We start from the raw sequence: 10,929 nt of genomic DNA on the forward strand, positions 1-10,929 counted from the left end.
TGGGAGGACCTGCGCCCGTTCAAGACCTTTGTCAACTGCTCGCGCAGCGAGGTCTTATGCACAAGCACGGCTGAAGCATTGGCCATGGGGAAGTTCGCGCTGATACCGCGGCACCCGAGTAATGCTTTTTTTGAGGAGCACCCAAACTGCTTGGTCTACGAATCACCGAGCGAATTCAGCCGCCTCCTCATGTTTGCGATGGAAACCCCCCTCCGCCCTTCTCCCGTCGCGCAGGTCTTTTCCTGGGAGGCCGCCACAGATCGGCTTCTGGAGGTGATGAAGATCAAGAGTTCAAAGCCTTCAGGCTTCAGGCATCTGACACGCAGGTCGCACCCGTAATGGCCACAGATGCCAGCGCGAGTTGCTGCAATCGCCCCTGAGAAGCGCTCGGGCAATCACCATGTCAACTGCTTCGCCAATGCTCTTGATGCCCTTGCTTATCGGTATCAACCTGCTGGGCGCATTGGCACTCGACGCCTTCCTTCCTGCCTTCAGCCCCATCGCCCAGTCGCTAGAGGCTTCACCAGAGCAGATGCAGCAGACGCTCTCCGCTTTTTTTCTGGCATTTGGTGTCGCCAATCTGTTTGCTGGGCCTCTGGCTGACAGGTGGGGACGTCGCCCCGTCGTCCTCGGGGGCATCCTCCTCAACCTCCTCGCGTTCATAGCCTGCGCCTTGGTGCAGACGCCTGGCCAGCTGATTGCGGCGAGGCTCATCCAGGGAATTGCATGCAGCGCTGCGGTGTCGATCACAATGGCGATGATCCGGGATGTACACGAAGCGCAGGCAGCACAAGAGGCTATCAACCGTCTGGTTGGATTCCTCATGCTCGGCCCGATCCTGGCACCACTGGTGGGAAGCTTGTTAGTGGCTTCTGTAGGCTGGAGGGGTATGTTCATGGCATTGGCAGCCGTCAGTCTGTTTCTTCTGGCGTTCGCAGTCCGCAAGCTTCCAGAAACGCTCGTCCCTGGCGAACGGAAGGCACTGGGGCTGTGGAACGCCATGCGCGGATATGGCCTGGCGCTGTCGAATCGGCGCTTCGTCTTCCTTTGCGTGTCATTCAGTGCGGGCTTCAATGGTCTGTTCATTTACGTCCTGGCCACTCCGACGTTCCTCGGGGTTCACCTGGGCCTCGCGCCGACTGAGTACTCCTTGGCGTTCGGCTTTGTCATCTTTGTGAGCAGCCTGCTTTTCCTTGCCTATCAGCGATTGGCAAAGGGTGCGATGCCGCTGCGCGTCGTCGGGTGGGGCTTTACCGCCATGGCGGGTGCCAGCATCGCCAATTTGGCAACTAATTGGGTCTGGTCTGCCGATATAACCTGGGCCCTTCTGCCTATCGTGGCGTATGCAGGGGGTCTTGCGCTGATAGCAGCGCCAATGCAAGTATTCGCGCTGGATGTGCTCCCTGATCAACGCGGGCTCACGGCGGCCTTGCAAGCGACTTGGGTCGCGATGACGAATACGGCCGTTGCAGGACTGCTGGTTCCACTCGCCATGCATTCCGCTTTGGCATTGGCTTGCGCGTCGGCCCTGCTGCTTTTCATCAGCGTGACAGCCTGGTGCTTTTCTGCCGGCACTGCACCGACCCGTCCAATCTGAACCGGGGGATTAACCGGTGATTCGCTGCGGGAAAACGACGACGGCTTCCGCGCAAATCAGACCCAGCACCCACCAAAGGCGTGACGAAAACCTGGGCCGTCAATTTCCCCCCCTCATGCAGGCCGCTCATACTCCCTGGAAGAGTCGTCTGACGCCTCATGAAGAGGACGCAGCATGACCGTCTCCAACACAGATCGCCTTTGGGCAAGTCCATCGATCCCAAGACGGTCAGGCACCGAATCTGAGTCATGCTGGGTTCCACCCAGTCGGTCGAAGACGCTGAGGAGTCCGATCGAGTAATTGACACGCAGCGTGGGATCGTGATGCCAGACATGGAAGTCCGGCGTATTGAGGTAGCGGCTCATTCTTCCGAATCGCAAGGACGTATTTGCATGGGACACAAAGACCCCGTAGGTAGCCAAGGCGATCACGGTGACGATGACTGCGGAGTCGATCTGCGTGAGTTGGACGAGGAGGAGCCGGGTCATCTGGTGCAAAAAGAATTCTGCGTAAGAGAGTCTGAAGGACAGCGGGACGCCGAAATGCTCAACCTCATGATGGACCGAATGCACGCGTTGCCACAACGGACTCCATGCATGGGAAATCCGATGCAGCAAATACCCGATCCCCTCGTACAGAACCAATGCAACCGGCAAAGCCACCCAGAACGGAAGCGCGCGAACCATTTCCACATAGGGACTCGGCAAAAAATACGCCGACAGCAGGCCAGACAGGTGCGTCGCAAACGGACCGAACAGCAGCTCGTTCAGCATCAGCGCAATAGCGACAATGAAAAGCGCTTCTCGATAATCCCGCCGATCCGGTCGAAACTTTTTTGCTGGCCACAGACCCGACATCAGCGCGGTAACCCCCAGCGCCATAAGGTACCCCCCCAAGAGGGCCAGCCAGAGGTTTCCAAAGTTCACCGCCAGGGCAGATGCCAGCAGCACCACGGGAATGCCGGAAAGATAGAGAACCGGACCGATTGGAATCGACATCAGAGAACTCCTCGCAAGAGCGGCGCTCAAGTGAAATAGGGCGATCAACCAATAAATCCGAGGGCTGTCAACACCATGAAGCCTGTCGAACACCTGAAGTCAATCTAGGTGACGGCTGCGCTCTCCAGGTTCCGCGCCATCGCTTGTCGGTATCTGGCCTGAGATCAATTGCCGGAGGTGCTCCGTTTGGCAAACGCCCAGGCTTCCCGCTGCTGCGCCAGCCGTGCAAGGTCAGGGCGCCAAGTCGGCGCGAAGGCGATCTCTCCTGCTTCTTGAGGCCGCATCGCCGTCGCGGGGTTGTAGAGGGTCCTCGCATAAGCAAGGTCCGCTTCTGGATCCCCGGTCAGTGTCACCGGCTCGTGAAGAACTACCAGCCGTTGGGGATAGTCGAACGAGACATAGCAAACCGGAATTTTGGTGATCACGCCAATGACCCAGTAGCCAGTCCGCCATTCCGGCTTCCACTCGATACCGCCTTCTGGACAAATGCCAAGGGAGGTTTCTGTCTTTCGCGCCAAGATCTGCAGCACCTGATCAACCAGCCCAAGGCCGCGATCGACAGGAACAGGCATGCAGCCGATGGCCCGAAATGCAGCCCCCCGAATGCCACGGAACTCGGGCTCCGCCAGGAGAGACAACATATCGCGACGCTTTCTCAGACGAGTGGCCTGTGCCAGCACAAAGTCCCATCGAGCCGTATGTGGGTAGCCAACAACGATCAGTTGCTTGGTTGGCCCAGACCGATCAATGAACTTCCAGCCGGGTACCAGAAAGCGGCTCACGGCTTTAGGGCCTGCGATCTTGAAGCTGTTGCCCGTCTGGTGTCTCTAGCTGCAATGGGCGCATCAGCACAACTTCCCAGCCGGTGCGGACACGCGAGATTCCATTCACGCCGAGCTGGTCAGGCCGGTACCCAGGACAGAAGAATGTCCCCCCCAAACGATCAAAGATATTCAGAAGGCCGAAGGAGAAATTCACTTGTCGATCGGGCACGTGATGCCAAAGATGAAAATCCGCCGTCACGAATATCTCGCTCAGCCAGCCGAATTTGAGCGCCGTATTTGAATGCGAGAGCGCCCCTACCAATAACCCAAGTGTCATCGCGACAGCTATCAAATACTGATCAAATTGAAGCAAGTTGACGACCGAGACGCGAATGACCGTGTCAATGAGAAAGTCAATATGTGAAATTCTCAGTAGCAGGGCACCTCCAAAACCCTTCGGCTCATGGTGCGGCGAATGGGAGCGCGCCCACAGCCATTTGTTGTGGTGCTTCCACCGATGGATCAAATACCCGATGCCCTCTGAAATAATGATGATTACCAACACCGCAAGCCAAGCGGGAAGTCCTTGTATAAATTGGGGATAGAAATCTGGAAATATCGACTGATTAAATACGCCAGAAAACAGATGAGTCCATGGGCCAAAAAATAATTGGTTTACTCCGAACGCGGCAGCCGCGATGACCAATGATTCCCGAAAGTCTGCCCAGCTCTCCCGGGATTGCTGCGTGGGCCATCCCGCTGCCATGAGCAGGTTCACCAAGAGGCCAAACAAGTAAACCAAGGGAAAGGCAATCCAAACAGCACCTGCCTTCTGGCAGGCCGCGCAAATAAGGATGGCTCCGGCAATTGCCGACAAATAGATGCTGGGTCCAATAAATCGCTGCATTTCCAATCCCTCAGTGGTTCACGCCCGCACTTGACCAGGCAGAGCGCGTGACTTGATGGCTCACCGCAAGAACAGCGGGGCGGGGACCGACAGGCGAGATCGAACTCGCTAGAGCAATTGCCGGCCCGTACGACTCCTGACAGGCTACTGTCTCTGTGTTGCAAAGGTCAGACTGAAGTTCCGGATGGGGAAGCTGGCGTTACGCCGTGTGGCTCTGATCGAAATTACCCCGAATGACGGTTCGCAGACGACCGAACGAGGCATATCGCGCCGATCGCGTCGGACTGGTGGCGCGCGTCAACCATCTCGCGCTCCCCAAGGCTTCGCGGCAGCAGCAGACGTTTCGAGCGCCGCCCTCCCAGCTTGGCCAAGCTAGGAAGCGTTACCGCCCATCCTTCATCCATCTGCTGCAGGCTTCGCGCAAAGTGAGTGTGGTCATCTTGGCATCAACCCATGGGGTCAAAAGAACAAGGGCGCGTCGATAGTTGTACCAAGGAAGCGCCGGAAAGTAGTGGTGCAACAGGTGCCCGATACCGTAAAAGGGCGCAAAAGTGGACCTGGCGATCAAGCTCGGAACTTTTGCGGGGGTTCCTTGATACAAGACATCATCCGCGCGATACAAGCCGTGCTCGAGCACCACGCGCAAACCCGTCATCAGCGGCGTCACAACAAGCAGCGGAATAAGCCAGCCTGTGATGAAGACATTGACGCCCGCAATTGCGGCGCTTGCCGCAACCCCGCCGAACACCACGAAGAACGAGATTTTTTCTACCCTGATACGCAACAACTCGGCGGTCGTGTACTGCGTGTGGGACGGCCAGATTTTGGCGCGCCGGTGCAGGAGAAATTGATCGAAGATGGTAAATGCGGCCAGCTTCTGCAATTGGGTCGGATGGATGTTGACAGCCCGATCGGGGTCGGACTCCGAATTGGGGAGGGCTGCATGGTGCTCGAGGTGCGCCCTCTTGTAATGGGTCGGAGCAAGAGAGGTGATGATCCCGCCCATAAATGCCCCGAAATAGGGCAAGGCCCGTCCGTGCACGTAGAAGTCGTGCGTGAGGACTCCGATTTGATGAATGAGGAATCCTTGCACGATGATCAGCACCGGATACTCTGAGCTGAGCAGCAATCCAGCGATGAATGCCCCCCAAGTCGCGTAGATGGTGAGCCTATCTAGCAAGTGATTTCTCTTGCAAAGAACGACAAGCTCGCTATGGAGCGTTGCGGGCATACGCTCCTGCAATTGCGTTCGCTCCCAAGTGCTCACATGTCCCCCTCATGAAGAGCTCCGGTCATACAGCCCACGATCAGAAAGGCCGTCAAGCGACATACTTGACTGTCACCTACCTGACCTCACCTTCGTAACTCGTGACATTGCAGGGTTCCAGCCGATCCCTCGGCCTTGCGAGGCTGTTGGCAATGCCCCGCCCTCGAAAAATTGAGCAAGCGAACCTCACTCACGCCAATTTCAGCGCGTGGAGACAGTGGGCCTGGCGTGGCGGGAACCTCAGCCGCTGGGGTTTGGTTGGCTTGCCCCTGAGTGCGGAGATTTCTAAGCCGGGGCTCGGATCAGACTCAGTGACGGGCGTCTAGTCGTCCATCTGCAGCGTGTTGGTCCCGAACCGACAACTCAGGGGATCAGGCCGAGCGCGTGGATGTACTGAGGCTGCGCCATCAGCGCATCCCAAGACGCCGCCGGCCGCTGTGGCAGCAGGTCGATCCTCCGCTGCTCGCTGGCCTCGCTGGGCCGCCACTTGGCCTGGCGGCGGGCCTTGTCCAGACCTTCCAGTAATTCATCGACCGCCGCGCCGCCAGCCGGCAACGACTGGTTGCAAAGCAGCACCATGTCGCAACCTGCGTTCAGGGCCACGGTGGCGGCCTCGGTGTAGCTCACCTCGCGGCCATCGATCAGGCGGGCGCCGGCCATGCTCAGGTCGTCGCTGAAGATCGCACCCTGAAAGCCCAATTGCCCGCGCAGGATGTCGCCCAGCCACTTGCTGGAAAAGCCCGCGGGGCGCGAATCGACCTTGGGGTAGATCACGTGCGCTGGCATCACGCTGGTGAGTGAGGCGCTGAGCCACTCATAGGGCGCGGCATCGTCGGCGAGGATGGCCTTGAGGCTGCGCTTGTCCACCGGAATCTCGGTGTGCGAGTCGGCCTTCACAAAACCGTGGCCAGGGAAATGCTTGCCACAGTTCGTCATGCCCGCCTGCAGGAGGCCCTGCATCACGCAGCGGGCCAGCACCGTGGCCGCACGAGCGTCGCGGTGGAAGGCGCGGTCGCCGATCACGCCACTGCCACCCCAATCCAGGTCGAGCACCGGGGTGAAGCTGAAATCCACCCCGCAAGCGCGCAGCTCAGAGGCCAGCACATAGCCGCAGGCCACTGCCGCATCTTGGGCCTGCATGGCGCTCTTGCCCTGGCCGCCGTCCTTCATCCACAGATCGCCCAGCGCGCGCATCGGCGGCAGGTGGGTGAAGCCGTCGGTGCGAAAGCGCTGCACCCGGCCGCCTTCATGGTCCACGCAAATGAGCAGGTCGTCCCGCACCGCCTTGATGTCGGCGCACAGGGCCTCGAGCTGCTCGCGGCTTTGCCAATTGCGGCCAAAGAGGATGATGCCGCCGCACAGTGGGAGGGCCAGCCGGCGGCGGTCCGTGTCGGTGAGCGCCAGACCGGCGACGTCGAGGATGAGGGGGCTGTGTTCGTTCATGTCATGTGTGCGCCCTTCAGGCGCTTTATTTTTTTTCGACCACCACGAAGCTCGCCGCGTAGTCGGATTCATCGGTGACGGTCACATGGGCCACCAGGCCCTGCGCCTCGAACCAGTCTTTCAGGCCGCCGTGCAGCACGATATGCGGCTGGCCGCTGGGGTGCTTGGCAATTTCGCACAGGCGCCAGGTCATGGGCATGCGCATGCCCAGGCCCACCGCCTTGCTAAACGCCTCTTTGGCCGAGAAGCGCGTGGCCAGGTAGCGAATGCCGCGCTCGGGCCAGCGGGCGCTTCGGGCGCGCCAGGTGACCAGCTCGCCGGGGGCCAGCACTTTCTCGGCAAAGCGCTCGCCATGCTTCTCGAGCGAAGCGCGAATGCGCCGCACGTCGCAAATGTCGGTGCCAATGCCGTAGATCACAGGTGCCCGGGTGTGGCCCGGCCTCAGGCAAAGGCGCGGTCAATGGCCGCCAGGTAGCCGCGCACGGCGCCGGCGTAGCCCGCTTCCAGCGCGTCGGCAATGAGCGCGTGGCCAATCGACACCTCTTGCACCCCGGGCACGGCACGCAAAAAGTCGCTGAGGTTTTGCTGGCTCAGGTCATGGCCAGCGTTCACGCCCAGGCCCGCTTCATGCGCAGCGCGGGCGGCGGCAGTGAAGCGCGCCAGCACCTCACCCTGCGAAGGCGTGCCAAAGGCGCTGGCATAGGTCTCGGTATAGAGCTCCACCCGATCGGCGCCCACCGCGCGTGCGGCGGCCATTTGCTCCGGCAGAGGGTCCATGAACAGGCTCACCCGCACGCCCAGCGCGTGGCACTCGGCCACCAGGGGGCGTAGGCGTTCGGCATCCTGCGGAAAGCTCCAGCCATGGTCGCTGGTGAATTGCCCCTCGCTGTCCGGGACGAAGGTCACCTGCTGCGGGCGCAGTTCGCGCACGAAGTCCATGAGGTTGTGAAAAGGGTTGCCCTCGATGTTGAACTCCACGCCGGGGCGCTGAGCCACCAGCGCGTGCAACTCGTGCACGTCTTCGGCGCGGATGTGGCGGGCGTCGGGACGCGGGTGCACGGTGATGCCCTGGGCGCCGGCGTCCAGGCACAGGGTGGCAGCGCGGGTCACGCTGGGGATGCCCAGGTGGCGGGTGTTGCGCACCAGGGCAACCTTGTTCAGGTTGACCGACAAGGCGGTTTTTTCGGTGGTCATCGCTCAGGGTCTTAGTGGGCTGGCCTCACAGGGCCTGCAGGTCCATCATCAGCTGCCGGGTGCGCAGCACGCTCACCCCGCAATGGTAGTGGAGCACCGCGCGCAGCTGCGACTTCAGCTCCCCCGCCACCTCCGCCACCGCCTGCAGCAGCGGACCGTAGGGCGCGGGCTGCTCCAGAGCCTGGGCCAGCGCCTGCCATTGCCTGGGGCCCAAGCCAGGGCGCGGGTCGCTCTCGGCCTGTCGCACCAGGCCGCCCTCGGGCACCAGGGCGTAGCGCTCGCCCTCGACCAAGGGCGAGAGGGTGAGTGTCTGCGCGTCCAGGGCGGGCAAGTGGCCGGCTTCGCGCAGCAGCACCAGCTCAAAGGCGCGCAGGGCAGGTTCGAGCGTGTCACGCGGGTCGCGGGCCGCTGCGGCCTGGCCCAGCTCGCCGGCCAGCACCAACACCGCCGAGGCGTAGGCGTCAAACAGCGCGGCATGCGGGTCGTCGCGCGCCAGCAGTCGGATCAACAACTCATTGAGGTAATAGCCCGCCAGCAGCGCGTCACCGGTGGGCATGACATGGCCGCCCACCCACTCGGCCTCTTTCAGCGGGCGGATTTCGCCGTCGCCGCCATAGGTGACGCGCAGCGGCTGCAGGGGCAGCAGCACGGGGCGAAAGTTGGAGCTGGGCTTTTTGGCACCCTTGGCCACCAAGGCAATGCGGCCGTGGTGCCGGGTGAAAACGTCCAGGATCAGGCTGGACTCGCTCCAGTCGTAGCGGTGCAGCACATAGGCCGGCTCATGCGAGATGCGGCGGAGGGCCATCGCGCGCGGGCCCGCCCTTATTCGTAGCCGAAGCTGCGCACGCGGGCCTCGTCGTCGGCCCAGCCCGAGCGAACCTTGACCCACAGCTCCAGGAAGACCTTGGCGTCCATGAGCTTTTCCAGCTCCTGGCGGGTCTCGGTGCCGATGCGTTTCAAGCGCTCGCCCTTGTCACCGATCACCATGGCCTTGTGGCTGTCACGCTCGACGACGATGGTGGCAGCGATTCGCACCATGCGCTTGTGCTTGGGGCTGGGCTCCTCCTCGAACTTGTCGATGATGACGGTGGAGGTATAGGGCAGCTCGTCGCCGGTGAAGCGAAACAGCTTTTCGCGGACCGTCTCGCTGGCAAGAAACTTCTCGCTGCGGTCGGTGAGCTCGTCTTCGGCGTACCACCAGCCCTGCTCGGGCAGGTATTTGCCGACGATGGCAAACAGCCGCTCGATGTCGCCGCGGTTCTTGGCCGACATGGGCACGAACTCATTGAACGAGTGGCGCAGCTGCATCTCGCGCAGCCAGGGCGCGAGCTCGCCGCGGCGGTTCACCTGGTCGAGCTTGTTGGCGATCATCAGCACCGGAATGCCGGGCTGCAGCAGCGCCAGCACTTTGGCGTCCGCCGGGGTGAAGCTGCCCGCCTCGACGACGAACAGCACCAGATCCACATCGCCCACCGCGCCCAGCACCGTCTTGTTGAGGGACTTGTTTAAAGCCGTGGCGTGCCGGGTTTGAAAGCCGGGCGTGTCGACAAAGACAAACTGGGTAGTGCCCAGGGTGCGAATGCCGGTGATGCGGTGGCGCGTGGTTTGCGCCTTGCGCGAGGTGATGGAAATCTTTTGCCCCACCAGCGCATTGAGCAGGGTCGATTTGCCCACGTTGGGCTTGCCAATGATGGCGACCAGCCCGCAGCGCTGGCCCGCGGGGGCGTCTGCAGGGGGCTGCCGGCGGCCGCCGACGGGGGGAATCTCCGGGATCTGGTGGACCTCGGGCAGGCCGGCTTCGCCGGCGGTGTCACCGGGGGTGCCAGCGGAGGTATCACCGGACAGGGCAGACGGGTCGGCCGCAGAGGTGTCGGACGGGTGGTCCGTCGAGGGGGTAGAGGTCATGGGCATCAAATAAGGGGGAACGCCGGCTCAGGCCCTCAGGCCCGCGCCAAGCCGCGCTGCCTGAGCGCCATCAGCATGGCGGCGGCGGCGGCCTGTTCGGCGGCGCGGCGTGAAGCGCCGATGCCGCGCTCGGTGGCGGACAACTCGGCCACCTCGCACTCAACATCAAAAGTCTGCTTGTGGGCGGCCCCCAGGGTGCCCACCACGCGGTAGATCGGCAGCTGCATGCGCCGACCCTGCAGCCACTCCTGCAGCTCGGTTTTGGGGTCTTTGGCGGCGGCCTGCATCTCAGGCTTGATTTCAACATCGGCAAATAGCCGGCGCACCAAGGTGCGTGCGGCATCAAAGCCGGCGTCGAGGTACACCGCACCGATCACCGCCTCGAGCGCGTCAGCCAGGATGGATGGCCGGCGGGCGCCGCCTGAGCGCGACTCGCCCTCGCCCAGGCGCAACACGTCAGACAGTTCCAGGCCCTCGGCCAGATGGTGCAGCGTTTCTTGCCGGACCAGATTGGCGCGCACGCGGGAAAGATCACCCTCGGGCAGGGACTGCAGGCGCTCGAAGAGCAGGTCGGCAACCACCAGGTTGAGAACCGAGTCGCCCAAGAACTCCAGGCGTTCGTTGTGGGTGGACGAGAAGCTGCGGTGGGTGAGCGCCTGCGCCAGAAGCGCCGCGTTGGCAAAGTGGTGGCCCAAGCGCTGCTGCAGCGCCTCGTGCAAAGCAGAGGGTGCGTCGGTGGGGCCGCTCATGGCGCGTCCCCTGAGAGCTTGAAGACCAGGTAGGCAGACCCAGCCAGCGGGATTTCGCGCTGGTAGGCAAAGCGCACCCGCAACCCGCCCGCGCCTGCCTCGATG

The 10,929-nt window shown here is 62.1% G+C and carries 12 protein-coding genes; 2 read left to right on the top strand and 10 right to left on the bottom strand.

Features of this window, described 5'->3' with window-relative positions:
• Together QE494_RS00175 and QE494_RS00180 are read left to right on the top strand one after the other, a co-directional pair.
• Positions 1-339, top strand: a 339-nt coding sequence (locus QE494_RS00175; RefSeq protein WP_300040271.1) for a hypothetical protein, incomplete at its 5' end; no start/stop codon positions are given.
• A gap of 88 nt (positions 340-427) precedes the next feature.
• Positions 428-1,597 (top strand): MFS transporter, encoded by a 1,170-nt coding sequence (locus QE494_RS00180; RefSeq protein ID WP_300040273.1) that lies wholly within the window; start codon positions 428-430, stop codon positions 1,595-1,597.
• Positions 1,598-1,710: 113 nt separating this feature from the next.
• Here the strand turns inward: QE494_RS00180 and QE494_RS00185 are convergent, their stop codons facing one another.
• From QE494_RS00185 to rnc, 10 genes are all read right to left on the bottom strand, one after another.
• Entirely contained in the window at positions 1,711-2,595 is an 885-nt protein-coding gene (locus QE494_RS00185) for a sterol desaturase family protein (protein ID WP_300040275.1), read from the bottom strand.
• A gap of 164 nt (positions 2,596-2,759) precedes the next feature.
• Positions 2,760-3,377, bottom strand: a complete 618-nt coding sequence (locus QE494_RS00190; protein WP_300040277.1) for a hypothetical protein — start codon at positions 3,375-3,377, stop codon at positions 2,760-2,762.
• A gap of 4 nt (positions 3,378-3,381) precedes the next feature.
• On the bottom strand, positions 3,382-4,266 hold the full coding sequence (locus QE494_RS00195; RefSeq protein WP_300040279.1) for a sterol desaturase family protein: 885 nt from the start codon (positions 4,264-4,266) through the stop codon (positions 3,382-3,384).
• Between the two features lie 382 nt (positions 4,267-4,648).
• Entirely contained in the window at positions 4,649-5,533 is an 885-nt protein-coding gene (locus QE494_RS00200) for a fatty acid desaturase (RefSeq protein ID WP_300040281.1), read from the bottom strand.
• Between the two features lie 363 nt (positions 5,534-5,896).
• On the bottom strand, positions 5,897-6,976 hold the full coding sequence (gene nagZ / locus QE494_RS00205) for a beta-N-acetylhexosaminidase (RefSeq protein WP_300040283.1): 1,080 nt from the start codon (positions 6,974-6,976) through the stop codon (positions 5,897-5,899).
• A 25-nt stretch (positions 6,977-7,001) separates the two neighbouring features.
• Positions 7,002-7,394, bottom strand: coding sequence for a holo-ACP synthase (acpS, locus tag QE494_RS00210; RefSeq protein WP_300040285.1), 393 nt, complete (start codon positions 7,392-7,394; stop codon positions 7,002-7,004).
• A 23-nt stretch (positions 7,395-7,417) separates the two neighbouring features.
• A complete protein-coding gene (locus QE494_RS00215) occupies positions 7,418-8,170 on the bottom strand; it encodes a pyridoxine 5'-phosphate synthase (protein WP_300040287.1) in 753 nt (250 codons plus the stop codon).
• A gap of 25 nt (positions 8,171-8,195) precedes the next feature.
• Positions 8,196-8,975, bottom strand: coding sequence for a DNA repair protein RecO (recO, locus tag QE494_RS00220; RefSeq protein ID WP_300040289.1), 780 nt, complete (start codon positions 8,973-8,975; stop codon positions 8,196-8,198).
• A gap of 17 nt (positions 8,976-8,992) precedes the next feature.
• Positions 8,993-10,075 carry a GTPase Era gene (era, locus tag QE494_RS00225; RefSeq protein WP_300040291.1) on the bottom strand — a complete coding sequence of 361 codons (1,083 nt, stop codon included), beginning with the start codon at positions 10,073-10,075 and terminating at the stop codon, positions 8,993-8,995.
• Positions 10,076-10,110: 35 nt separating this feature from the next.
• Entirely contained in the window at positions 10,111-10,824 is a 714-nt protein-coding gene (rnc, locus tag QE494_RS00230; protein WP_300040293.1) for a ribonuclease III, read from the bottom strand.
• Between the last annotated feature and the right edge of the window lie 105 nt (positions 10,825-10,929).

The sequence above is a fragment of the Ramlibacter sp. genome, from assembly GCF_029866045.1.
Taxonomy (GTDB): domain Bacteria; phylum Pseudomonadota; class Gammaproteobacteria; order Burkholderiales; family Burkholderiaceae_C; genus Ramlibacter.

Bases quoted from the DNA above. Each gene is read 5' to 3' on its own strand.
- era (WP_300040291.1), bottom strand. From the start codon at position 10,075: ATGACCTCTACCCCCTCGACGGACCACCCGTCCGACACCTCTGCGGCC.
- QE494_RS00215 (WP_300040287.1), bottom strand. From the start codon at position 8,170: ATGACCACCGAAAAAACCGCCTTGTCGGTCAACCTGAACAAGGTTGCC.
- QE494_RS00180 (WP_300040273.1), top strand. From the start codon at position 428: ATGCCCTTGCTTATCGGTATCAACCTGCTGGGCGCATTGGCACTCGAC.
- rnc (WP_300040293.1), bottom strand. From the start codon at position 10,824: ATGAGCGGCCCCACCGACGCACCCTCTGCTTTGCACGAGGCGCTGCAG.
- recO (WP_300040289.1), bottom strand. From the start codon at position 8,975: ATGGCCCTCCGCCGCATCTCGCATGAGCCGGCCTATGTGCTGCACCGC.
- QE494_RS00185 (WP_300040275.1), bottom strand. From the start codon at position 2,595: ATGTCGATTCCAATCGGTCCGGTTCTCTATCTTTCCGGCATTCCCGTG.
- nagZ (WP_300040283.1), bottom strand. From the start codon at position 6,976: ATGAACGAACACAGCCCCCTCATCCTCGACGTCGCCGGTCTGGCGCTC.
- QE494_RS00195 (WP_300040279.1), bottom strand. From the start codon at position 4,266: ATGCAGCGATTTATTGGACCCAGCATCTATTTGTCGGCAATTGCCGGA.